Annotated in this window: 20 protein-coding genes; 10 read left to right on the forward strand and 10 right to left on the reverse strand. The window is 63.2% G+C overall.

The window, feature by feature from the left end:
• Positions 1-227 precede the first annotated feature (227 nt).
• The 4 genes from KI612_RS16260 (at position 228) to KI612_RS16275 (ending at position 6,233) form a co-directional block, all read left to right on the forward strand.
• Positions 228-1,799, forward strand: a complete 1,572-nt coding sequence (locus tag KI612_RS16260) for a ShlB/FhaC/HecB family hemolysin secretion/activation protein (RefSeq protein ID WP_226441112.1) — start codon at positions 228-230, stop codon at positions 1,797-1,799.
• Positions 1,723-3,768 (forward strand): two-partner secretion domain-containing protein, encoded by a 2,046-nt coding sequence (locus KI612_RS16265; RefSeq protein WP_226441113.1) that lies wholly within the window; start codon positions 1,723-1,725, stop codon positions 3,766-3,768. Before KI612_RS16260 ends, KI612_RS16265 begins: the two co-directional genes overlap by 77 nt.
• The gene (locus KI612_RS16270) at positions 3,737-4,594 is read left to right on the forward strand and encodes a FecR family protein (RefSeq protein WP_226441114.1); all 858 of its coding nucleotides are present in this window, start codon (positions 3,737-3,739) and stop codon (positions 4,592-4,594) included. Before KI612_RS16265 ends, KI612_RS16270 begins: the two co-directional genes overlap by 32 nt.
• Positions 4,595-4,763: 169 nt before the next feature.
• Entirely contained in the window at positions 4,764-6,233 is a 1,470-nt protein-coding gene (locus tag KI612_RS16275) for a DEAD/DEAH box helicase (protein ID WP_226444273.1), read from the forward strand.
• Positions 6,234-6,291: 58 nt separating this feature from the next.
• Here KI612_RS16275 and KI612_RS16280 read toward each other — a convergent pair whose 3' ends face one another.
• The 5 genes from KI612_RS16280 to KI612_RS16300 all read right to left on the reverse strand — a co-directional run bounded on the left by KI612_RS16280 (position 6,292) and on the right by KI612_RS16300 (position 11,849).
• On the reverse strand, positions 6,292-7,089 hold the full coding sequence (locus KI612_RS16280) for a PP2C family protein-serine/threonine phosphatase (protein ID WP_226441115.1): 798 nt from the start codon (positions 7,087-7,089) through the stop codon (positions 6,292-6,294).
• A 92-nt stretch (positions 7,090-7,181) separates the two neighbouring features.
• Positions 7,182-8,066, reverse strand: a complete 885-nt coding sequence (locus KI612_RS16285) for an HDOD domain-containing protein (protein WP_226441116.1) — start codon at positions 8,064-8,066, stop codon at positions 7,182-7,184.
• A complete protein-coding gene (glcF, locus tag KI612_RS16290; protein WP_226441117.1) occupies positions 8,063-9,301 on the reverse strand; it encodes a glycolate oxidase subunit GlcF in 1,239 nt (412 codons plus the stop codon). The genes KI612_RS16285 and glcF overlap by 4 nt, the downstream gene beginning before the upstream one ends.
• Complete coding sequence (gene glcE / locus KI612_RS16295) at positions 9,301-10,368, reverse strand: glycolate oxidase subunit GlcE (RefSeq protein ID WP_226441118.1); 1,068 nt, start codon at positions 10,366-10,368, stop codon at positions 9,301-9,303. Before glcE ends, glcF begins: the two co-directional genes overlap by 1 nt.
• The gene (locus tag KI612_RS16300; RefSeq protein WP_226441119.1) at positions 10,368-11,849 is read right to left on the reverse strand and encodes an FAD-linked oxidase C-terminal domain-containing protein; all 1,482 of its coding nucleotides are present in this window, start codon (positions 11,847-11,849) and stop codon (positions 10,368-10,370) included. The genes glcE and KI612_RS16300 overlap by 1 nt, the downstream gene beginning before the upstream one ends.
• Before the next feature lie 277 nt (positions 11,850-12,126).
• Here KI612_RS16300 and KI612_RS16305 point away from each other — a divergent pair, with 277 nt between their 5' ends.
• On the forward strand, positions 12,127-13,404 hold the full coding sequence (locus KI612_RS16305; RefSeq protein ID WP_226441120.1) for a GGDEF domain-containing protein: 1,278 nt from the start codon (positions 12,127-12,129) through the stop codon (positions 13,402-13,404).
• A gap of 4 nt (positions 13,405-13,408) precedes the next feature.
• On the opposite strand, the gene otnI is transcribed toward KI612_RS16305, so the two are convergent.
• Positions 13,409-14,182: a 2-oxo-tetronate isomerase gene (otnI, locus tag KI612_RS16310; RefSeq protein ID WP_226441121.1), complete on the reverse strand. Its 774-nt coding sequence runs from the start codon at positions 14,180-14,182 to the stop codon at positions 13,409-13,411.
• A gap of 61 nt (positions 14,183-14,243) precedes the next feature.
• Between otnI and KI612_RS16315 the strand changes: the two genes are divergently transcribed.
• The 4 genes from KI612_RS16315 to KI612_RS16330 all read left to right on the forward strand — a co-directional run bounded on the left by KI612_RS16315 (position 14,244) and on the right by KI612_RS16330 (position 18,163).
• Positions 14,244-14,834: a cob(I)yrinic acid a,c-diamide adenosyltransferase gene (locus KI612_RS16315; RefSeq protein ID WP_226441122.1), complete on the forward strand. Its 591-nt coding sequence runs from the start codon at positions 14,244-14,246 to the stop codon at positions 14,832-14,834.
• A complete protein-coding gene (locus KI612_RS16320; protein WP_226441123.1) occupies positions 14,831-15,115 on the forward strand; it encodes a DUF1330 domain-containing protein in 285 nt (94 codons plus the stop codon). The genes KI612_RS16315 and KI612_RS16320 overlap by 4 nt, the downstream gene beginning before the upstream one ends.
• A 66-nt stretch (positions 15,116-15,181) precedes the next feature.
• Positions 15,182-16,003, forward strand: a complete 822-nt coding sequence (locus KI612_RS16325) for a crotonase/enoyl-CoA hydratase family protein (protein ID WP_226441124.1) — start codon at positions 15,182-15,184, stop codon at positions 16,001-16,003.
• Between the two features lie 93 nt (positions 16,004-16,096).
• Positions 16,097-18,163 carry a PAS domain-containing hybrid sensor histidine kinase/response regulator gene (locus KI612_RS16330; protein WP_226441125.1) on the forward strand — a complete coding sequence of 689 codons (2,067 nt, stop codon included), beginning with the start codon at positions 16,097-16,099 and terminating at the stop codon, positions 18,161-18,163.
• A 12-nt stretch (positions 18,164-18,175) separates the two neighbouring features.
• On the opposite strand, the gene KI612_RS16335 is transcribed toward KI612_RS16330, so the two are convergent.
• Entirely contained in the window at positions 18,176-18,604 is a 429-nt protein-coding gene (locus KI612_RS16335; protein ID WP_226441126.1) for a hypothetical protein, read from the reverse strand.
• 55 nt (positions 18,605-18,659) lie between these two features.
• Positions 18,660-19,751, reverse strand: coding sequence for a 3-deoxy-7-phosphoheptulonate synthase AroG (aroG, locus tag KI612_RS16340; protein ID WP_226441127.1), 1,092 nt, complete (start codon positions 19,749-19,751; stop codon positions 18,660-18,662).
• A 51-nt stretch (positions 19,752-19,802) separates the two neighbouring features.
• Between aroG and KI612_RS16345 the strand changes: the two genes are divergently transcribed.
• Positions 19,803-20,909 (forward strand): PA0069 family radical SAM protein, encoded by a 1,107-nt coding sequence (locus KI612_RS16345; protein ID WP_226441128.1) that lies wholly within the window; start codon positions 19,803-19,805, stop codon positions 20,907-20,909.
• Here the strand turns inward: KI612_RS16345 and KI612_RS16350 are convergent.
• Positions 20,906-21,526, reverse strand: coding sequence for a c-type cytochrome (locus KI612_RS16350; RefSeq protein WP_226441129.1), 621 nt, complete (start codon positions 21,524-21,526; stop codon positions 20,906-20,908). The two genes, KI612_RS16345 and KI612_RS16350, sit on opposite strands and share 4 nt — an antisense overlap.
• 29 nt (positions 21,527-21,555) lie before the next feature.
• Positions 21,556-23,001, reverse strand: coding sequence for a metalloprotease TldD (gene tldD, locus KI612_RS16355; RefSeq protein WP_226441130.1), 1,446 nt, complete (start codon positions 22,999-23,001; stop codon positions 21,556-21,558).
• Positions 23,002-23,003: the final 2 nt, after the last annotated feature.

Here is a 23,003-nt window from a genome sequence, read left to right on the forward strand (position 1 = left end):
GCAGAGGCTTTTACAGTACTATCGCCTGAGCCGAACCCCGCCGACAATTGGTGCATTACCAAAAGAGTCTATCCAGCGCTTAACCCCATCGTTTCGCTGGTATCTGTCTGATTGAAGAAGGGCAAGAATTCCGGATAAGCGAGAGTCTACGAAGAGTAGAGGGTCGGCTCTCTGTTCTCGTTGAAGATAACCGTACGGCTCTCGGCCCCCCCATGAAATACCACTCAATGCTGGCGCTGGTCGGCGCGTTGCTGATCACCGCTGGCCGCGCCCTTGCAGAAGCGGCTGACAGCGGCGGCACATCCCCGCGTTTTGATATCGATCGCTTTGACGTTCACGACAACACACTGTTGTCAGCGCAATCGATCGACCGACTGACCCTGCCCTTCGTCGGAAAACAAAGGGACTTTGCCGACATCATGCGGGCGCTGGAGGCCTTGGAAGCGGCTTATCATGCGCGCGGCTATCAATTGATCCGTGTCGATTTACCGGAGCAGGAGCTGGATAAAGGCGTCGTGGTCCTGAATGTCGTACAAACCAGGATCGGACACGTTACGGTCGAAGGAAACCGGCATTTTGATACGCCGAACATCCGCAACGCATTGCCCGCATTGCGCGAGGGTGAAACGCCGGACATCGCAGCAGTTTCGAAGAGCCTGAAGCTGGCCAACGAAAACCCGGCCAAAAAAGTCGTACTGAAGATGAAAGGCGGGGCACAGGACGATACGATCGATGCGACGCTGAGCGTAGCGGACGAGCGAACATGGACCACGAGCATCAATCTTGACAACACAGGCAGCGTATCGACGGGCAGAAGCCGCGCCGGCATCCTTCTGCAAAACGCCAACCTGTTTGGGCTCGATCATGTGCTGAGCCTGCAGTACACGACCTCGCTGGAAAAGCCGAGCAAGGTCAGCGTGTACGGCTTCGGCTATCACATACCGCTCTATGCACTTGGCGACTCGATCGACTTCTTCGGTGCCTATTCCGACGTCAACAGCGGCACGATCAGCGCCGGAATTTTCAATATCGCGGTGAGCGGCAAAGGCTCGGTGATGGGTACGCGCTATAACCACAATCTGGCCACGGCTGGCAATTACGCCTCGAAACTCGTTTACGGTCTCGATTACAAGGCCTACAGGAACAGCATGCAACTGCTGGGAACCGAACTGGGTAACGACGTTACCGTGCATCCGCTCAGCCTTGCCTACCAGGGCGCCTGGACACTGGCAGCCGGCGACGCCGGCTTCAGTGCAACATTACTGCACAACATTCCCGGCGGATCACGTGGCGACCAGCAGTATTTCACTGCGGCCCGCGCGGGTGCGACCGACGATTACACGCTGCTGCGCGTCAGCGCCAGCGGGACACAAGCACTACCGGGCGACTGGCTGGTACGCGCCATCGTCAACGGACAATACACCCGCGACGCCTTGATTCCCGGCGAGCAATTCGGTGTGGGCGGAGCGTCCACCGTGCGCGGTTTTGAGGAGCGTGAAGTGGCGAACGACTCTGGCGCAGTCGCCAACCTCGAAATGTATTCGCCGCCCTTGTGCAAGGGCGGCCTCTGGCAATGCCGCATGCTGGCTTTTTACGATACGGCGTATGTCTCGCGCAATCACGCATTAGCGGCCGAGATTCGCAGTGCCACGATCAGCAGCGCAGGTATCGGCGTACGTGCGCAGTGGCGCAAGGACATCGATTTTCAGGTGGATTATGGTCATGTTCTGCATGCTGAAGCGACCAACACCCGGACCGGCGACAACCGTGTGCACCTTCGTCTCAGCCTGTCTTTTTAGGAACGCCATGAAGCCCCTCAAAACGAACACCCGCCGGACCGCAGTGCCGCTTTCTGCTGCCCTGCTTGGTGCGCTCATCCTCGGCGTCAGCAGCGGCAAGGTCCTGGCCAACCCGGCCGGCGCGACGGTGATCCATGGCCAGGCGACGTTTGCGCAGCAGGGTAATGTTTTCACGATTACCAACACGCCAAACACCATCATCAACTGGTCGAACTTCTCGATCCAGCCCGGCGAGCTGACGCGCTTCATCCAGGAAAGCAGCAACAGCACCGTGCTGAACCGGATCACCGGCCAGGACCCGAGCCGGATACTGGGCGCCTTGCAGTCGAACGGTCGCGTCTTCCTGATCAATCCGAACGGCATCCTGTTCGGCCGCGATTCGCAAGTCAATGTCGCCAGCTTTGTCGCATCGAGCCTGGCGATTTCGAATACCGACTTTCTGGCAGGCAGGAACAAGTTTGCCGCCGGCGATGTAGCCGGCAAGGTAAGCAACCTCGGAGCGATCACCACCCTGTCCGGCGGACAAGTCTTCCTGATCGCTCCGGAGGTCGGCAACAGCGGCGTCATCACTTCGCCGCAAGGCGAAGTGATGCTGGCCGCAGGGCACAGTGTGCAACTGGCCAACACGAGCAATCCGGACATGCATGTCGTCGTTTCCGCGGCTTCCGACCAGGCGCTGAATCTCGGCACCATCGTGGCGCAAGGTGGCAAGATCGGCATCTACGCCGCGCTGATCAATCAACGCGGCACGCTGAACGCCAACAGCGCGGTCGTTGGCGAAAACGGCAAGATCATCCTGAAGGCAAGCCGCACCACGCTGCTGGAAGCGGGCAGCACGACCACCGCCAGCGGCGCCGGTAGCGGTGGCGAAATTCAGGTGCTCGGCGAACAGGTCGGCCTCATCGGCGATGCCCGCGTCGAAGCCAGCGGACAAACAGGCGGCGGCACGGTACTTATCGGCGGTGATTACCAGGGCAAAAACACCGCGATCACGAATGCGCAGCAGGTCTACATTGGCCAGGACGCGAAGATTTCGACCGATGCCATCGCCAGCGGCAACGGCGGCAAGCTGATCGTCTGGGGCGACAGGACAGCGCAGGTATACGGTTCGCTGTCGGCGCGCGGCGGGGCGCTTTCAGGCAATGGCGGGTTCATTGAAACATCCGGACACTACCTCGATGTCGCCGGCATTCGCGTCGACGCCAGGGCTGCCCACGGACATAACGGCCAGTGGCTGCTTGACCCAACCAACATCACTATCGCGTCCGGTGTCGATTCATCCCCACTGGCTAATTCCGCGACGTTTGCCTCCCTCGCCTTCAACGGCGGCGCCGATTCCTTCCTTAATTCGTCGCAACTATCCAACGCCAACGCAAACGTCATCCTGCAGGCGACACACGACATCAATTTCCTTGACGCGATCAATGTGACTGGCGCAGGCATCGGACTGACCGCTCAGGCAGGCAACGACATTAACATCAATGCCTCGATCACGACGCATGGCGGTGCCATGGTCTTCTCGGCCAACAATAACGGCGGCGGGACGGCGAGCGGCAGCGGCAAGATCAATGTCAGCGGCGGCAGCGTGTTGAGCGGCGGAGCGGTGACCCTGAACGACTCCACCACCACACCATCGCCCCCACCGCCATCGGCCGATATGTGCAGCATCGCCCCCCAATCGGCGCTGTGCCTGTTGTTGTCCCCCCCCTCCGCCAGCGAACCCGTCAAACCGGTCCAGCAAGCCAGTAACGAGGTGATCAGGACGATCAAAGAGTCGCCCCAAAGCACTACGCTTTCGCCAACGAGTCAGGCCCCGGACAGCACGCTTGGCACCACCAGCAATGTGTCATCGGCGGACGACAAAACCCTGACCAGCGATGACAAGAAGGGCACCACCCCGAGTGGGAGCACCTCCAGCCAAGAAAATGGAAGCAAAAATGACCAAATCAAAAAAGCATTTTGCAATTAAATCCTGGCTACTCCTCGCGCCGATGTGCGCAGGTCTACCGGTGCTTGCCGGACCGACGGTCGGCACGGTTGCGCTCCTCAGCGGCCCGTTGCTGGCAACGAGAGCGGATGGCACGACGCGGGTGCTGGCGGTGAAATCCACGGTCGAATCCGGCGATACCTTGGCCAGCCAAAAGAAGGGCTACGCGCAGATCCGCTTCAGCGATGGCAGCCAGCTGATTTTGCAACCGAATACGGCGTTGACCGTTGATCGCTTCTCGTATGACCCCGATAAGCCGCAGGCCGACCACATCAACCTGACGCTGGTTCGAGGCGGCGTACGGTCGACCGCCGGTTTACTCGGTAAACGCAGCATCGATCGCGTTGTCTTGAAGACGCCGCTGGCCGACATCGCGATGCAGAGTGCGACGGTGATCGTGCAATATCGCGAAGCGAGTGCCGAATCATTGGCCGCGCGGCGGGCTTTCCTGCTGGCCAGCACGGCAGCACTTGACTGGTCGCCGCTGGCCACGCGCAGCGATATGCCGCTTGCCGCGCGCATCGTGCCAATGAAATTGGCGCAAGTCGTACCAACTACCACACCAGCATTGCCACCGGGCATATATGTCCAGGTAATCGACGGCATGATTAATATGAGCAACAAAGGCGGGACGCAAAACTTTTCTCCCGGGCAATTCGGCTTCACACCAAGCCCGACACAAGCCCCTGTGGTTGTGCCGAAGAACCCCGGCCTCAAGTTCCTCCCGTCGCCTTCATTCAGCTCTTCGACGACAACGACAGCGCCTGGCTCGAGCAAGTCATCAAACGTCGATTGCGAGGTTCGATAAATCTTCTCGATGATATTCACCGGTACGATTGCCAAATCCGGGCGCACTTGAAGCGCGTGTCTGCCGACAGCTAGGCGTATAATCCCGACCCATGTCTGAAATCAATACGTTAGCTGGCGACGCAGCCAGTACCCCGGCGGCGGAACTGCCCGCAGAAGCCACTCCCGAAATTACCTTTGCCGATCTCGGCCTGGCCCCTGAACTGCTGCGCGCGGTTCTCGAAGAGGGTTATACCAAGCCGACGCCGATCCAGGCTCAGGCGATTCCGCTCGTCATCCGCGGCCAGGACATCATGGGCGGCGCCCAGACCGGCACCGGCAAGACGGCCGCCTTCACGCTGCCCATCCTGCAGCGCATCCTGCCCTTTGCGAGCAGCAGCCCGTCGCCGGCCAAACATCCGGTACGCGCCCTGATCCTCGCACCGACCCGCGAACTCGCCCTGCAGGTCTATGAATCGGTCAAGGCCTACAGCAAGCACACGCACCTGCGCTCGATGTGCGCCTTTGGCGGCGTCGATATCCGGCCGCAGATTGCCGAACTGAAGAAGGGTGTCGAGATTCTCGTCGCCACACCCGGTCGACTGCTCGACCACGTCGAAAACAAGAGCGTCAGCTTCAACTCGGTGCAGGCGCTGGTTCTCGACGAAGCCGACCGCATGCTCGACATGGGCTTCGTGCCCGACGTCACGCGCATCCTCAACATGCTGCCGGCACAACGCCAGAGCCTGCTGTTCTCGGCGACCTTCTCCGAGGAAATCAAGCGCCTCGCTGACACCATGCTGCGTTCACCGGTGCTGATCGAAGTCGCCCGCCGCAACCAGGTCTCCGACAACATCACGCATCGTGTGCATCCGGTTTCCGAATACGGCAAGCGCGGCCTGCTGATCAAGCTGCTGAAATCCAGCGAAATCCGCCAGTGCCTCGTCTTCATGCGCACCAAGCAGGGCTGCTCGCGCCTGACCCGCGAACTGCAGCGTGCCGGCATCCAGGCCGATGCGATTCACGGCGACAAGAGCCAGCTCGAACGCATCAAGGCGCTCGATGCCTTCAAGGCCGGCGAGACGCACGCCCTGATCGCGACCGACGTGGCCGCGCGCGGCCTCGACGTCGACGACCTGCCCTATGTGATCAACTACGAACTGCCGCACACGCCGGAAGACTACGTGCACCGCATCGGCCGCACCGGCCGCGCCGGCAAGCTGGGCAATGCGATTTCGCTGGTCAGCGCGCACGAAGTCGGCTACCTGGTCGATATCGAAAAGCTGATCAAGCGCCCGATCGAACAGGTCGAAGTTGTCGGTTTCGAGCCGGAAGCGGAATACGAATACCCGCCGGGCAACAAGAAAAAGCGCAGCGCCCCTGCCGCCGCCCCGACCAAGGCCCCCGTTGCCCAGCGCCCGGAGCGTGGCGAGCGTAACGAGCGGGCTGATCGCAATGATCGCGGCGACCGCCACGAGCGCCGCCCGGCGCGCCGCAACCCGATGATCGCTGCCGACGGTTTCGACTTCAGCAAGCCTTACGAGGACACCAGTCCGCGCAGCGACGTGCCGGATTCGCCGCAGGCACCGGCCAAGATCGACCCGCACAAACCCAAGCGGGTGGTCGCCGCCCTGCTCGGCGGCCTGGGTCGCAAGCAGTAAATCAAAACGGCGCCGAAGGCGCCGTTTCTACATCCATCTCACGCGAAGCAAGGAAAACTCAGCCGGGCCGGCGCGGCACGAAACCGACGGGGGCCTTCGGCTTTTCGGCCGGCACTTCGACCAGCTTGATGATGGCCAGCGAGATGTTGTCGCCGCTGCCGGCAGCCCGAGCCCGGGCGTGATCGATCAGAATTTCACAGGCATTGCGCGCCGAGTTTTCCGCCACGATGCGGCCCAGTTCGGCATCGTCGAAATAGGCCCAGAGGCCGTCCGAGCAGAGCACGAAAGCATCGCCGCCGGCAATGTCTTCGGCCTCGGCAAAATCGAATTTGGGGTCTTCCTGCCCGCCCAGCGAAGTCAGCAGGACATTGCGATTGGGGTGCGTCAGCGCCTGCTCGGCGGTGATCCGGCCATTGGCGACCAAATGTTCGACATAGGAATGGTCGACCGTACGGCGGACCAGTTTCCCGTCATGGAAGCGGTACAGGCGACTGTCACCGCAATGCGCCCAGGTCACTTTGCCCGGCTGCAGCAGCAGCATGACGGCCGTGCTGTGCGGATCCTTTTCGTTCATGAAGCGCGATGCCTTGATCATCGTATGCGCTTCACGCATGCTATTTTCAAGCAGGACGCGCGGACTTTCTTCCGCCGGTGCGAAATGTTCGAGGGTGGTTTTCGCCGTGTGCAACACCTGCTCGGCGGCCAGGGCTCCCCCGGTATGTCCGCCCATGCCGTCAGCGACAACGACCAGTGCGACACCCTTTTTTTTGGCATGCGGCAGAATGGCCAGACGATCCTGTTGCTCCTTGCGATCCCCCTGGTGCTGTGCTGCACACGCGTCAATTGCTAACGGCATTACCCTCTCCTTGATCCGGAGAAGATTATCATGAAAGGGATATACAAAGCTTTACACAAAATTAACCCAAAGCATGCTTGACCCGTCTTGCATCAGTGCTGCGTTGCCTGGAAACGCTCGATGATGACGTCGACAAATTCAGGCAGGGAGTCTTCGCCCAGGCCGAGTTCAGGCAGAACCTCGTCCTTGACCCGATCCCATTCGGTATTGCGAATGCGCTGCTCGCGATAATAGATTTCGATCGCCAACTGCAGGATGGCCACCATCGTGCGCGAGGCATGCATGCCCAGCTCACGGATGTCGTGGTGATAGCGGATGGCATCGCAGATGAAGTCGGGCAGATGCCAGTGACGGGCGACGATGTAGCCGACCACGCAATGATCGGCACTGAACTTGCGATCCTCGTCGGCCAGATCGACCCAGCGTCCCGGCTCACCCAGGTGCATCTCGGCGCAATAGGCGGTGAAGCGCTGCAGCAGCAGGAGCACGCCGCAATCGTGAAAAATCCCGGCGAGGTAGGCCTGATCCGGGAAGATGTTGCAGACGGCGATGCGGTCGTCGGCAATCAGCATGGCGATCTGCGCCACCGCCTGCGAACGCGCCCAGAAGGCCTCGTACACACGCGGATTCTTCTTGATGTCGCCCATGCCGGCCAGCGCCACGGCCTGTACCAGGTTGGCCGTCTGGCGCACGCCGACGGCGTGCAGGATCTGCTCGACCGTCTCAAAGGGCTGGTGCTGCTTGTAAGCCGCACTGCCCACCACCTTGAAGAGCATGGCGGTGATGCCGGGATCCTGGTTGATCACCCGCGACAACACGCGGATATCGAATTCCTTTTGCTGCAGCAGCTTGAAAAGCTCCTGCATGACCCGCGGCTGCGGCGGAATCTTGACCCCCCGTTCGAGCAGACGCTTGATCTTTTTGGCATCTTCTTCGCCCAGCGTCCTGACCGCCTCGTTTACCGATGTTCCGCTCAAACCATCACCTCATCCATCAATTCTATCCAGTGCCGGACGGGCAGCATGCTGCCCGCCTGCAAGTGCGTCAGGCAGCCGATATTGGCCGTGGCGATCAGGAGCGGACCGCCAGCATCAAGCGCAGCCAGTTTCCGGTTACGCAACTGCACCGACAATTCCGGCTGCAAAAGGGAATACGTCCCCGCCGAACCACAGCACAAATGCGCATCGGCCACCGGCGTCAGGACAAAGCCAGCCGCCTGCAGCAGATCCTCGATCACGCCGCGAATCTGCAAACCATGCTGCAGTGTACACGGTGCGTGAAAAGCCAGCCGTTCGCGAAGCGGTTGATCATCTGGCAAAAGCGACAACAGGGCGGCTCGCTCGGCGCACAGGACTTCCGATGGATCACGGCACAGCGCGCTGATTTTGGCCGCTTTTTCGGCGTAGACCGTATCGTCGGCCAGCACATGAGCGTAATCGCGCACCTGCACGCCGCAACCCGATGCGGTGACGACAATCGCCTCGACCCCGGCCTCGACATGCGGCCACCAGGCATCGATATTGCGCCGCATGTCGACCTTCGCGCCGGCCTGATCGTCGAGATGGAAACGTACGCCACCACAACAGCCGGCCTTGGCCTCCTCGAACAACTCGATACCGAGCCGGTCGAACACCCGCATCGTCGCCGCATTGATATTGGGCGCCAGCGCCGGCTGCACGCAACCTGCAAGCAACAGCATGCGGCGCGGGTGCCGGCCGCCGACCGGCTTGCCACGACTGGCACCGGGCGCCGGACGCGGCAGCTTGTCGGCCAGGCCGGAGGGCAGCAAGGGACGCAACATGCGACCAAGGCGAATCGCCGTGCCGAACAGGCGCGGCCGGGTCAGGCCCGCGCGCAGCAGACGGCGTTTCAGCGCTTCGGCGCGCGGCCGCGGCAACTGCGCCGCCAGCACCTCGCGCCCGATATCGAGCAGATGCGCGTATTGCACGCCGGAGGGACAGGTCGTCTCGCAGGAACGGCAGGTCAGGCAGCGATCGAGGTGCAGCTGCGTCCTCGCCGTCACTTCCTTGCCTTCGAGCAATTGCTTGATCAGGTAGATGCGCCCGCGCGGCCCGTCCAGCTCGTCGCCCAGCAACTGGTAGGTCGGACAGGTCGCCGTGCAGAAACCGCAGTGCACGCACTTGCGCAGGATGTCCTCGGCGATCTGGCCGGCGCGGGTCTGACGCAGGGTGTCGGTGACGCGGCTATCCATCAGAACTCCGCGTACAGACGACCGGGGTTGAGAATGCCCTGCGGGTCGAAACTCTTTTTCAGGCGCCGGTGCAGCGCCAGCAAGGGCGGCGCCAGCGGCGCGAAGGCGCCCTCCAGGCAGCGCAGCGATTCCGGCGCGCGGTAGAGCACGGCATGCCCGCCGGCCTGCTCTGCCCGCTCGCGCAGCACGGCCGCCGGGACAGCGTCGCCGGCATACCAGCGCAGGCCGCCGCCCCACTCGATCGCACCCAGGCCATCAAGGCCGAGCGCCGGGGTCGTCGTCGGCAGCGCCAGGCGCCACAGGCAGGTGCCGGCAAAAGCCGGATGCGTCTGTTCGCGCACGGAAATCCAGTGTTTTTCGCCGTCGACCGTCTGGCCGCCAAACTGGTCCGCCAGGCGCGCCACTGCGCTGGCCACCGCGGCCTGTGCACCGGACAGGCGCAACCAGAGCTGCCCGGCCGACCAGAACGAGGCCGAAACCGGCAAGGGCTGCCCGCCCCATTCGTTGAGCAGGGCCAGCGCGGCGCCTTCATCCAGATCGAAGCGCAGGGTCTGCTCGGCGCGCGGCCGCGGCAGGACTTTCAGCGTGACCTCGGCGAGTACGCCCAGGGTGCCGAGACTGCCCGCGAGCAAGCGCGAGACGTCGTAACCGGCGACATTCTTCATGACCTGGCCGCCAAAATCGTGCACCAGCCCGCGTCCGTCAACCAGCTTCACGCCGAGCACGAAATCGCGCACGCCGCCCGCCTGCTGCCGGCGTGGCCCGGCCAGCCCGGCCGCGACGCAACCGCCCAGCGTCGCCCGGCCGAAATGCGGCGGTTCGAAAGCCAGCATCTGGCCACACTCGGCCAGCGCGGCCTCGATTTCGACCAGCGGCGTACCGCAGCGCGCCGTCACATAAAGCTCGGTCGGTTCGTAAGCAACGATGCCGCGATGTGCGGAAACATCGAGCAGCTTGCCGGCCAGCATGCCGCCGTAGAAATCCTTGCTGCCGCCAGCACGGATGCGCAGGGGCTCGTTGTTGGCTGCGGCCCCGATCATCTCGGCCACCAGATCGCTGAGGCGCATCAGAACCGCTCCAGTTCGGGAAATTTCAGTTCGCCATGATGCACATGCATCTGCCCGTATTCGGCGCAGCGATGCAGGCTGGGCACAGCCTTGCCGGGATTGAGCAGGCCGCGCTCGTCGAAGGCGGCCTTGATGCGATGAAAGACTTCCAGCTCGCGCGTCTTGTACTGCACGCACATCTGGTTGATCTTCTCGATGCCGACCCCGTGCTCGCCGGTGATCGAACCGCCGAGACGCACCGACAGTTCGAGGATTTCCGCGCCGAAGGCCTCGGCCCGCGTCCACTCGCCCGGTTTGGCCGCGTCATACATGATCAGCGGATGCAGGTTGCCGTCGCCGGCATGAAAGACATTGGCGCAGCGCAGCTTGTATTTCTTCTCCATGGCGGCAATCGCAGCCAGCATTTCAGCCAGGCGCTTGCGCGGAATCGTGCCGTCCATGCAGTAATAATCGGGCGTGATCCGCCCGACCGCCGGAAACGCCGCCTTGCGCCCGGCCCAGAAGCGCAGGCGTTCGGCTTCCGATTGCGAGACGCGGATGTCGCGCGCGCCGGCCGCGGTCAACACCGCCGTGACGCGGGAAATCTCCTCGGCGACCTCTTCCGGCGTGCCGTCTGATTCGCAGAGCAGGATGGCCGCCGCAGCGAGGTCGTAACCCGCCTTGACGTAGGGCTCGACCGCCGCCGTCGCCGGCTTGTCCATCATCTCGAGACCGGCCGGAATGATGCCGGCGGCGATGATCGCCGCCACTGCCTCGCCGGCCTTGCCGACCTGGTCGAAGGAGGCCATCACGACCTGCGCCAGCGCCGGCTTGGGCACCAGCTTGACGGTCACTTCGGTGACCACGCCAAGCATGCCTTCCGAACCGATGAGCAGGGCAAGCAGGTCGTAACCGGGCGCATCGGGCGCTTCGGAACCGATCTCGAAAACCTCGCCCTCGATGCTGACCACCCGGATGCGCAGGATGTTGTGCACGGTCAGGCCGTATTTCAGGCAATGCACGCCGCCCGAATTTTCGGCAACATTGCCGCCCAGCGTGCAGGCAATCTGCGACGAGGGATCGGGCGCGTAATACAGGCCGTACGGCGCCGCCGCTTCCGACACGGCGAGGTTGCGCACGCCGGGCTGAACCACCGCCAGACGCGCCAACCGGTCGACGCGCAAAATCCGGTTAAAACGCGCCATCGACAGCACGACGCCCTGGGCATGCGGCATCGCCCCACCCGACAGACCGGTGCCGGCACCGCGCGCCACCACCGGCACGCCGAGCTGGTGACAGGTCCACAGGATATCGACCACCTGCGCCTCGCTTTCCGGCAGGCAGACGGCGAGCGGCAATTCGCGGTAGGCGGTCAGGCCATCGCACTCGTAGGGGCGCAAATCCTCGTCATCGACCAGCAGGCAATGCGCCGGCAGAATGGCCTTGAGGCGCTCGGCGAGGGCCTTGCGATCAGTCTGGAAAGTGTTTTCGGCGGTCTCCATCCATGCATTCTAAACCGTGGGCGAAGGCAAAAAGAGGGGTCACGCGCAGATTCCCGGACGGCATACGCCGCAAGCCAGGACAGCAATTTGCCAATGACATAAACAGCTTTTTTGCATGCCCGAAACAACATATTTTTACCCACTTGGCGGGCGCCTTCCCTCTATAATCGCGCGCTTTATTGGCGGCATAAAAATGCAAGCCAATCACGGACTTAGCCGATCTGCGCCAACCTCCCCTGCATGGCACCCGCGACGCGGATCACAGGAAAGATGACGAATGAACCTCTGGACAGCCCCCGACACCCGAGCCCTGCTCAGCTCGCTACTGCAGGAGCTCGATGCGCAACTGGAGAGCGCCCCGCCCGACGAGGCGGTCGTCGTTGAAAGCGTCAATGTCGCCTGGCCGCATATCAAGAATTGCCTCGTCAGAGCCCTCGTCAGCGAGGATGAAAACCAGTGCCATGCGATGCTTGAGCAACTGGCCGGCGAAGGCACGCCCTTCATGCTCTTCGCACACCAGTTCGGCGTCCTGCGCAACCTGATCATCAAGCTTGAGCTCGCTCGTGGCGATCTGGAGCGGGCGCGCCAATTGATTACGCTCTTTGAAGACATGGAGGAAGAGTTCGCCAGCATCTACCTGCGCGTCTTCCTCAATCGCCTGGGCACGCGCAACCACCTGCGCCTGAGTCACATCCAGGCGCTCAGTGACAAGAACATCCTCACTTATTTCGAGAGCCACCTCGAATGGATCGCCCAGCTGGTCGAAGCCGCGCGCCAACGCGCCCCGGAACTGATGCCGGAACTCGACCACGCGCAATGCCAGTTCGGCTCCTGGCTGAACGGCGAAGGCAGCAAGCTGATCCGCGACAAGAGCCATATCGCCCAGATCGAAAAACTGCACGAGTCGCTGCACCATGTCGTACTCGAAGTCGCCGAAATCATGGCTCACCGCCGGGCCAGCGGGCCCATCTACGCGCTGCTGAAAAAAGCCGAAACCTACTCGCTCGAACTCGGCAACGAAATCTCGCTGCTCAACAGCATCGTCATCATGAGCGTGTACAACAAGGACCCGCTGACCGGCTTCCTGAACCGCCGCTTTCTCGACCGCGTCCTGGTCAACCAGATGGAAATCGCCAAGGCCACCGAATCGGCCTTCTGCGTCATCATGTTCGACCTCGATCACTTCAAGAAACTCAACGACAGGTACGGCCACAACACCGGCGACCGGGCGCTCGAGCACATCGCCGGTATCGTCCGCGACACGCTGCGCCAGTCCGATCTCGTCTTCCGCTACGGCGGCGAGGAATTCCTGCTCGTCGCACCGTCGACCGGTAACGCCCAGGCCCACCTGCTCGCCGAAAAACTGCGCCAGCGCATTCACGACAACCCGCTGCCCGGCGAACCGGCTATCCCGCTCAGCGCCAGTTTCGGCGTAACCGAAATCGCCCCGGCCACCTACACCTTTGTAGACACCAGCCTGGTTCGCGATGTCATCGCCGAATGCGACGGCAAGCTCTATGCCGCCAAGCGACGCGGCCGCAACCGCGTCGTGTGAGCGCCTACTTCTTTAGCCAGCCAAGACCGGCTTCGGTCGTCGTCAGCGGCCTGTATTCGCAGCCAACCCAGCCGGCGTAACCGAGCCGGTCAAGCAACGCGAACAAATAGGGATAGTTGATCTCGCCGGTCCCCGGCTCATGCCGACCAGGATTGTCGGCAATCTGGATGTGGCCGATCTGCCCGATGTTGGCTTCCAGCGTGCGCGCCAGATCGCCGGCGATGATCTGGGCGTGGTAGATGTCGTACTGCAATTTGACGTTCGGACGGTCGACCGCCGCCAGCAGGCGAAAACCCTTCGCCACATCATCCAGCCAGTAACCCGGCATGTCGATGCGACTATTGATCGGCTCGATCATCACCGTGACGCCGACCGTGGCCAGCCGGTCGGCGGCGTAACGCAGGTTGGCGATATAGGTTGCTTCCAGTTCGGCCTCGGCCACGCCGGCCGGGGAGAGGCCGGCCATGCAATGCACCCGCTCGCAATCGAGCACGACGGCGTATTCGAGCGCCTGCTCGACGCTCTCGGCAAACTCGCCCTGGCGGTGCGGCAGACAGGCCAGACCGCGCTCGCCGGCCGCCCAGTCGCCGGGCGCCAGGTTGAACAGCACCTGCTCCAGATCGCTCGCCTGCAGCCATTCCGCGATGTCATGCGGCGAATGCTCGTAGGGAAAGAGATACTCGACCCCGCCGAAGCCGGCCGCTGCGGCCAGCGCGAAACGTTCGGGGAAAGGCCGGTCGGCAAATAAAAAACTCAGGTTGGCGGCGAACTTTGGCATGACGATGACAGTCTGTGGCTGAGCCAAAAGTATAATCCGCCGACAACCAAGGAGAGAGACCGTGAGCGACAACCAGAACAATACGGACAGCGAACGCAAGGGCAACCGCCTGTCGAAGATCGTCACCCGCACCGGCGACGCCGGCACTACCGGGCTCGGCGATGGCAGCCGGACGACCAAGGACAGCCTGCGCATCGACAGCATCGGCGAAATCGACGAACTGAATTCCGGCCTCGGCGTGCTGCTCTGCGAAGAACTGCCGGCCGCCGTGCGTGCCGCCCTGCTCGACGTCCAGCACGATCTGTTCGATCTCGGCGGCGAACTCTGCCTGCCCGGCATGAACATCATCAAGGATGCCCAGGTCGCCCGCCTCGAAGAACTGGCCGACGAATTCAACACCGACCTGCCCATGCTCAAGGAATTCATCCTGCCCGGCGGCACGCGCGCCGCTGCACTGGCCCACCTGAGCCGTACCGTCTGCCGCCGCGCCGAGCGCTCGATGGTCCGCCTGCACGCCGCCGAGCCGCTCTCCGAGCCGGCGCGCCGCTACATCAACCGCCTCTCCGACCTGCTCTTCATTCTCGGCCGCGTCCTCAACCGTGCCGGCGGGCGCGGTGACGTGCTCTGGCAAAAAGGCAAGAACGCCGCATGAGCGCGCTGGTCATCGGCCACATCACGGTCAAGGACGCCGACCAATGGGCGCAATACCGCGCCCGGGTGCCGGCCACGCTGGCGCCCTTCGGCGCCGAGCTGGTCTTTCGCGGCCAGCGCGGCCGGCTGCTCGCCGGCACGCATGCGCATGCCGACACCGTGGTGATCCGTTTTCCCGATCTGGCGAGCGTCGACCGCTGGTACGACTCGCCGGCCTACCAGGCGCTGCTGCCGCTGCGCCAGGCGGCCGCCGACATCGATCTGGTCAGCTTCAGCGAATAGACAGGGCTTCGCGGCATCCTGCCTTCGGGTTAAAGTCTCCGGCATAACAAACAAGGAGACAGCCGCATGCAACACCCCGAATTCACCAGCCTCACCCTGCACCTCGCCGACGGCATTGCCGAGATCCGCCTCAACCGGCCGGACAAGTCGAACGCCATGCACGATGCGATGTGGCAGGAAATCCGCCAGGCCTTCGACTGGGTCGACAGCACCCCGGAAGCGCGTGTCGCCATCCTCGCCGGCGCCGGGCGCAATTTCTGCGCCGGCATCGACCTCGCCATGCTGGGCAGCATCCAGCAGCGCATCGCCCATCCGGACGGCGCGCGCAGTCGCGAAGCCCTGCGCCGCCTGATCCTCGACCTGCAGGACTGCCTCTCCGCCATCGAGCGCTGCCGCAAACCGGTGCTGGCCGCGATCCAGGGCGCCTGCGTCGGCGGCGCGCTCGATCTCGTCACCTGCTGCGACATGCGCTATGCCGCCGAGGATGCCGTGTTCTCGATCAAGGAAATCGACCTCGGCATGGTCGCCGACGTCGGCACCCTGCAACGCCTGCCGCGTCTGGTCGGTGACGGCATCGCGCGCGAACTGGCGTACACCGGCCGGACGGTCGACGCTGCCGAAGCGGGCAAAATCGGCCTGGTCAATCGCGTTTTTGCCTCCTCCGAAGCGTTGACCGCTGGCGTGCGCGACATCGCTGCGAGCATCGCCGCCAAGTCGCCACTCGCGACGCGCGGCCTCAAGGAGGTCATGAACTACAGCCGCGAGCACAGCATCGCCGACGGCCTCAATTACGTCGCGACCTGGAATGCCGCCCTGTTGCTCTCCGGCGACCTCGGCGAGTGCATCGCCGCGCAACGCGAGAAACGCGCCCCCAACTTCGCCGACTGAGGCAGCCCGCTGGCGCTTCCCCGGCGTTCATGGGTCGGGGAAGCGCGTACAATTCAGACAGACAAGCCAACGCCGGCCAGGGAGTAACGGCACATGGGTTCGCAGCAAAATCGCAGCAAGGAGTTTCGCGCCTCTTTGCACAAGGCCATTCTCGACGAAAGCCCGGACGGGATTCTCGTCGTTGATCACGATGGTCATATCGTGTCGGTCAACAAGCGTTTTTTCGAAGTCTGGCGGATTGCCCAGCCGGACTATCCGCTCGACACCCCGGCCAACGTCTCCGACGATCCCTTCCTTGAGCAGGCACTGCACCGGGTTGCGCAACCGGAGCTCTTCCTGCAACGGGTGCGCGAGCTGTATGCCAATCCCGCACTCGAAGACAACTGCGAGATCAGCCTGGTCGACGGGCGCAGCCTGAAGCGTCACTCCAGCCCCCTGCGCAGCGCCGCTGGCGAGTATCTCGGACGCGTCTGGTATTTCCGCGACATTACCGACATCGTCCGCTCACGCCAGGCACTCACCGACAGCGAGCTACGCTACCGCACGGCCTTCCAGACCACGCTCGACGCCATCGCCATCACGACGCTGAAGGAAGGCTGCTACCTCGACGTCAATCGCGCCTTTGTCGACATGTCCGGCTACCAGGCCAGCGAACTGATCGGGCGCAGCTCGCTGGAACTCAATATCTGGGCTCCCCCGGAGGATCGCCAGCGTTTCAGCCGGCAATTCAGCAGCGGCGATCAGGTGCTCAATTTCGAGGCGCTCTTCCGGCGCAAGGACGGCAGCACCTTCTGGGGCCTGTTCTCCGCCTCGCGCATGGAATTGAACGGCGTCACCTGCCTGCTCTCGATCACCCGCAACATTACCGACAGCAAGCGGGCCGAGGAAGAACTGGCCGAATACCGCAAGCACCTAGAGCAACTGGTGGAAAAACGCACGACGGAACTGTCGACCGCCAAGGAGGCCGCCGAAGCCGCCAACATCGCCAAAAGCGCCTTTCTCGCCAACATGAGCCATGAAATCCGCACGCCGCTCAATGCGATTACCGGCATGGCCTACCTGATTCGCCGCAGCGGCCTCAATCCGGAACAAGTCGCCAGGATGGACAAACTCGAGGCAGCCGGCGAGCATCTGCTCGGCATCATCAATGCGATCCTTGAACTGTCGAAGATCGAAGCCGGCAAGGTCACCCTGAGCGAGAGCCCGGTCCGGATCGAAAGCGTCTTCGCCAATGTCCTGTCGATGTTGCAGGAACGCGCCCAGGCCAAGCATCTCCAGTTCATTGCCCGGCCCGGCGAACTGCCCGAAGGACTGCTTGGCGACCAGACGGCATTGCAGCAGGCATTGCTCAATTACGCGGCCAATGCGATCAAATTCACCGAAACAGGCAGCGTCACCCTGCAAGCCGGCCTCATCGAGGAAGACGCGCACAGCGTGCTGCTTCGCTTCACGGTCGAGGATACCGGCGTCGGCATCGCCGCCGACGCACTGCCGCGGCTGTTTTCCGCCTTCGAACAAGTCGACAACACGACCACCCGCAAATATGGCGGCACCGGCCTGGGCCTGGCAATCACCCGCCGCCTGGCCGGCCTGATGGGCGGCACCGCCGGTGCCAGCAGCATACCGGGCCAGGGCAGCACCTTCTGGTTCACCGCCCGCCTGCGCAAACAGGAAGACACCGTCCATCAGCCGGCCGCGACGGCTACCGCTGCATGCCGGTCCACGCCGGATCTCGCGCAACACCGCATCCTGCTGGTCGAGGACGAACCGATCAACCGCGAAGTGGCAAGCATGATGCTGGAGGATGCCGGTCTGCTCGTCGATACGGCAGAAGACGGACTCCAGGCGGTCGACCGTCTGGAAAACCAGGAATACGCGCTGATCCTGATGGACATGCAGATGCCGAACATGGATGGCCTGGAAGCAACCCGCTGCATCCGCCGGCTACCGCTGGGCCGTGCTGTACCGATCATTGCGATGACCGCCAATGCCTTCGAGGAAGATCGCTCGCGCTGCCTCGCTGCCGGCATGGATGACTTCATCTCGAAGCCGGCCGATCCGGAGCGCCTGATTCAGGTAATCAGCCACTGGCTGAGCCAGGGTCGTACGGGCGGCCCTGAACAGTTCCCTCGCCCCAGCCTGCCCGGCACGAAAGACTGAGGGCGGCGCCCTTTATTTCGGCAGCGGGCGCAGATACATCAGCGAAAAAGGCGCATCTGCATAAGCCGGATGCTCGGCGATGCCGTTTTCGACCACCTTGCCGGCATAACTGCCATCTGCGCCACGCCGCAGGATGGCAGTGTAATAAACCGTTTTACCGGATAGCAGAACCAGGTAGATATGCTCGCGATTGATCGCGCCATCAACGCTGTAGGAACCCAGCGTGCCGAAAAAACGCGAACCGTCCTGGACCAGGTTGGCTTCACCCCAGTTATCCCCGGGGCCTCCCGCTGTAGTCCATTTGCCGCCGACATTGGTACTGACCGTACCCGCCTTGGCCTCCAGCCAGCCGTTCGTCTCGGCGCGATTCAGGCTGTTGCCGCCGCAGGCGGCCAGGAACAGAGCCAGCAGACCGGCCAGGAACATATTTTTGCCATGCATCGCTGCTTCCTTTCGGAGATCGTGAGATGAGCGGCCTGCCGGTCGCTCCAAAAAGTTACTCGGCGGCCTCGGCGACGCGCCGGGCACGCACGGCGGCGGCCAGCTGGTCGAGCACCTTGAGACTGTCGTCCCAGTTGATGCAGGCGTCGGTAACGCTCTGGCCGTAGGTCAAGGCCTTGTCCGGCACGATGTCCTGGCGGCCTTCGACAAGATGCGACTCGACCATGACGCCGACGATGCGCTCCTCGCCCGCCGTCAGCTGGGCGGCGACGCTGTCGCTGACTTCCATCTGCAGCTTGTACTGCTTGCGGCTGTTGCCGTGCGAGAAATCGACCATCAGCCGGGCGGCGAGGCCGGACTTGGCAATCTCGGTGCACGCGGCATCGACGCTGGCCGCGTCGTAATTGGGTTCCTTGCCGCCGCGCAGGATGACGTGGCAGTCCTCGTTGCCCATCGTGGACACGATGGCGGTATGGCCGGACTTGGTCACCGACAGGAAATGGTGTGGCGAATTGGCCGAGCGGATGGCGTCGACCGCGATGCGCATGTTGCCGTCGGTGCCGTTCTTGAAACCGACCGGGCAGGACAGGCCGGACGCCAGCTCGCGGTGCACCTGCGATTCGGTGGTGCGCGCGCCGATGGCGCCCCAGGCGATCAGGTCGGCGGTGTATTGCGGCGTGATGGTGTCGAGGAATTCGGTCGCGCAGGGCAGATCCAGCTCGTTGATTTCGAGCAGGATCTTGCGCGCCAGGCGGATGCCTTCGTTGATGCGGAAGGTGTTGTCGAGCCGCGGGTCGTTGATCAAGCCCTTCCAGCCGACCGTCGTGCGCGGCTTTTCGAAATAGACGCGCATCAGCACGACGAGGTCGTCCTTGTACTTGTCGGCTTCCTTGGCCAGCTTCTTCGCGTATTCCATCGCGGCATCGTAATCGTGGATGGAACATGGCCCGATCACGACCAGCAGACGGTCATCGGCACCGTGCAGGATGCGGTGGATGGCCTGGCGGGCGACGTAGGTGGTTTGCGCGGCGCGGTTCGATACCGGATATTCGCGGAAGACGTGCGCCGGCGGCACCAGTTCCTTGATTTCCCTGATCCGCAGGTCGTCGGTATTCGGTTTGCTGATTTGCGTGCTGTGCTGCGTCATGCCCGGCCCCATTTGAAAATGCCTGAAAAACGAGCATTCTACCGGATGCGCATGCAAGATTCCGACCTTCACCCCTCGCTCGAGTTGCCGGACCGCCCCGTCAAGGGTCGCGGCGCCGTCGGCAATGTCGCCCACCGCTACAGCAGCGACCGGCGGCTGGCCGAGGATGACGGCTGGGAACGCGACACGCCGGCGCTGCCGCAAACCCGTCTGCTGGTCGATGCCGCGAAGTCGATCATCAGCCGCAACGACTCGCCCGACCTCGAATTCACGCAGTCGCTGAACCCCTACCGCGGTTGTGAACACGGCTGCATTTACTGCTACGCCCGACCGACACATGCCTGGCTCGGCCTGTCGCCCGGCCTCGATTTCGAGACGCAGATTTTCCAGAAGCCCAACGCCGCCGCGCTGCTGCGCGCCGAACTGGCCCGCCCCGGCTACGTCTGCTCGACGCTGGTCCTCGGCGCAGCGACCGACGCCTACCAGCCTTTCGAGCGCCAGACCAGGCTGAGTCGCAGCGTGCTCGAAGTGCTGCTTGAGGCGAGGCATCCGGTCGCCGTGGTCAGCAAGTCCTCACTGATTTTGCGCGATCTCGACCTGTGGACCGAACTGGCCCGCCACAATCTCGCCCACGTCGGCATTTCGCTGACCACGCTGGACGGCCCGCTCGCCCGCCAGCTCGAACCACGCGCCAGTGCGCCGCACGCCCGCCTGACAGCAATCGAAAAACTGGCCGCGGCCGGCGTGCCGGTCTCGATCTTTGCCTCGCCGCTGATTCCCGGCCTCAATGATCACGAACTGGAAAAACTGCTCGCTGCCGCCCGCGAGCATGGCGCCAGCAGCGCCAGCTACACGCTGCTGCGCCTGCCGCACGAAGTAGCCGGCCTCTTTCGCGACTGGCTGGAATGGCATGCGCCGCAGAAGGCGGCACGCATCATGTCGGTACTTCATGATTTGCGCGGTGGACGCGCCAACGATGCCAAATTTGGCAGCAGGATGACCGGCCTCGGGCATTTTGCCGAACTGATCCGCCAGCGTTTCGAACTGACCTGCCGCCGGCTTGGCTTGGCACGCGACTGGCCGCTCCTCGACCATAGCCGCTTCACCCCGCCGCCCCCGCCGCAAAACGACGGGGAACGGCAACTCAGCCTGTTTTAGGGCAGCTGCGTCAGATAGTTGCTGATCGCGACGATTTCCTCGTTCTTGAGGCCGGCCGTGGCAATGGCCATCAACTGGTTGTTGCGCACCCCGGTCTTGTCGCGATAGCGGGTGATCGTCGTCTGCAGGTAAGGCTGTTTCTGTCCGGCCAGACGGGCGATGGTTTCATTGCCGCGGCCCTGTTCGCCATGACAGCGCACGCACAGCTTGCCGAACAATTCCTTGCCTTTGCTCACCAGGGCGGCATCGGCACGCGATGGCGGCACCGGCATGCTGGCGTAGTAGGAAGCTGCCTGCAGGCGCTCGTCATCCTTGAGCACCTTGATCAGGCCCTGCATGAACGGGTCCTTGCGCTCACCGCTCCCGAACTTGCGAATCTGCTCGAGCAGATAGGCCGGGTTCTGGCCGGCCAGATTGGGCACTTCCGGCAACTTGCTGATGCCGTCCTCACCATGACAGTTGGCACAGAAGAAAGTGACCTTCTTGCCGGCGTCGACCGCTGCACGCAAGGCCACCGGATCGGACTGGATGGCCTTCAGCTTTTCCTGGACACCCTGCTGCGCCATTGCACCACCACACGCCACCAACAAGCCTGCTGCCAGAATCAACGCCCGCATTACATTGTCCTCCCCTGAGAAGGTGGTAATTATGCCGTTCCACCCACGGTCAGTCCATCTATCCGTAATGTTGGCTGACCGACGCCGACCGGCACGCTCTGCCCGTCCTTGCCGCAGGTGCCGACGCCGGGATCGAGTTTGAGGTCGTTGCCGATCATCGAAATGCGCGTCATCGCGTCCGGGCCGTTGCCGATCAGCGTCGCGCCCTTGATCGGCCGCGTCACCTTGCCGTCCTCGATCAGGTAGGCCTCGCTCATCGAGAAGACGAACTTGCCGCTCGTGATATCGACCTGGCCGCCGCCGAAATTGGCGGCATAGATGCCCTTCTTGACCGACTTGATGATTTCCGCCGGGTCGTGCTCGCCGGCCAGCATCATGGTGTTGGTCATGCGCGGGATGGGCAGGTGGGCGAAGGATTCGCGCCGGCCGTTGCCGGTCGGGGCAACGCCCATCAGGCGCGCGTTCAGGCTGTCCTGCATGTAGCCCTTGAGGATGCCGTCCTCGATCAGCACGGTGCGCTGCGTCGTGTTGCCTTCGTCGTCGATGTTCAATGACCCGCGGCGGTCGGCGATCGTGCCATCGTCGATCACGGTGACGCCCCTGGCGGCAACGCGCTGGCCAACCCGGCCGGAAAACGCCGAGCTGCCCTTGCGGTTGAAATCGCCTTCCAGGCCGTGGCCGACCGCTTCGTGCAGCAGAATGCCGGGCCAGCCGGAACCGAGCACGACCGTCATCTGGCCGGCCGGAGCAGCGTCGGCATGCAGGTTGGTAACCGCCTGGTGCACGGCTTCGCTGGCATAGCGGCGCAGGATGTCATCGGAGAAATAGGCAAAATCGAAGCGTCCACCGCCGCCCGAGCCGCCCTGCTCGCGCTTGCCGTTTTCCTCGACGATGACCGAGATCGAGCAGCGCACCAGCGGCCGGATGTCGGCCGCCAGACGACCATCCGAACCGGCGACCAGGATCACTTCGTACTCGCCGGCGAGCGAGGCCATGACCTGCACGACGCGCGGATCGATCGCCTTGGCGAAACCTTCCAGACGCTCGAGCAGTTTGACCTTGGCTTCGGCCGGCAGCGAGGCAATCGGATCGTGCGGCACGTACAGCGCGCGGCTGGCGGTCGACGCCTGCAAAGCGGGCAAAATGCCGTTCTGGCCGGCCGCAGCGATGGCGCGCACGGCACTGGCCGCATCGCCCAAAGCGCGCGAACTGATGTCGTCGGAGTAGGCAAACGAAGTCTTCTCGCCGGAAATGGCGCGCACGCCGACACCCTGGTCGATGTTGAAGCTGCCCGACTTGACGATGCCTTCGTCGAGGCTCCAGGCCTCGGAACGCGAATACTGGAAGTAGAGGTCGGCGTAATCGACCTGGTGCGTCAGGATCTGGCCGAAGGTGCGCGACAGGTCGCTCTCGCTCAGCGAGAACGGGGTGAGGAGGAGCGATTCGGCCTGGGCCAGGGCGCTGTTCTGGTTCATTG

The sequence above is a fragment of the Quatrionicoccus australiensis genome (assembly GCF_020510525.1).
In the GTDB taxonomy this organism is placed as follows: Bacteria; Pseudomonadota; Gammaproteobacteria; order Burkholderiales; family Rhodocyclaceae; genus Azonexus; species Azonexus australiensis_B.

Excerpts from the sequence above, each read along its gene's own strand:
- KI612_RS16260 (WP_226441112.1), top strand. The coding sequence starts at position 228 with ATGCTGGCGCTGGTCGGCGCGTTGCTGATCACCGCTGGCCGCGCCCTT.
- KI612_RS16265 (WP_226441113.1), top strand. The coding sequence starts at position 1,723 with ATGTTCTGCATGCTGAAGCGACCAACACCCGGACCGGCGACAACCGTG.
- KI612_RS16270 (WP_226441114.1), top strand. The coding sequence starts at position 3,737 with ATGACCAAATCAAAAAAGCATTTTGCAATTAAATCCTGGCTACTCCTC.
- KI612_RS16280 (WP_226441115.1), bottom strand. The coding sequence starts at position 7,089 with ATGCCGTTAGCAATTGACGCGTGTGCAGCACAGCACCAGGGGGATCGC.
- glcF (WP_226441117.1), bottom strand. The coding sequence starts at position 9,301 with ATGGATAGCCGCGTCACCGACACCCTGCGTCAGACCCGCGCCGGCCAG.
- glcE (WP_226441118.1), bottom strand. The coding sequence starts at position 10,368 with ATGCGCCTCAGCGATCTGGTGGCCGAGATGATCGGGGCCGCAGCCAAC.
- KI612_RS16300 (WP_226441119.1), bottom strand. The coding sequence starts at position 11,849 with ATGGAGACCGCCGAAAACACTTTCCAGACTGATCGCAAGGCCCTCGCC.
- KI612_RS16305 (WP_226441120.1), top strand. The coding sequence starts at position 12,127 with ATGAACCTCTGGACAGCCCCCGACACCCGAGCCCTGCTCAGCTCGCTA.
- otnI (WP_226441121.1), bottom strand. The coding sequence starts at position 14,182 with ATGCCAAAGTTCGCCGCCAACCTGAGTTTTTTATTTGCCGACCGGCCT.
- KI612_RS16320 (WP_226441123.1), top strand. The coding sequence starts at position 14,831 with ATGAGCGCGCTGGTCATCGGCCACATCACGGTCAAGGACGCCGACCAA.
- KI612_RS16325 (WP_226441124.1), top strand. The coding sequence starts at position 15,182 with ATGCAACACCCCGAATTCACCAGCCTCACCCTGCACCTCGCCGACGGC.
- KI612_RS16330 (WP_226441125.1), top strand. The coding sequence starts at position 16,097 with ATGGGTTCGCAGCAAAATCGCAGCAAGGAGTTTCGCGCCTCTTTGCAC.
- KI612_RS16335 (WP_226441126.1), bottom strand. The coding sequence starts at position 18,604 with ATGCATGGCAAAAATATGTTCCTGGCCGGTCTGCTGGCTCTGTTCCTG.
- aroG (WP_226441127.1), bottom strand. The coding sequence starts at position 19,751 with ATGACGCAGCACAGCACGCAAATCAGCAAACCGAATACCGACGACCTG.
- KI612_RS16345 (WP_226441128.1), top strand. The coding sequence starts at position 19,803 with ATGCAAGATTCCGACCTTCACCCCTCGCTCGAGTTGCCGGACCGCCCC.
- KI612_RS16350 (WP_226441129.1), bottom strand. The coding sequence starts at position 21,526 with ATGCGGGCGTTGATTCTGGCAGCAGGCTTGTTGGTGGCGTGTGGTGGT.
- tldD (WP_226441130.1), bottom strand. The coding sequence starts at position 23,001 with ATGAACCAGAACAGCGCCCTGGCCCAGGCCGAATCGCTCCTCCTCACC.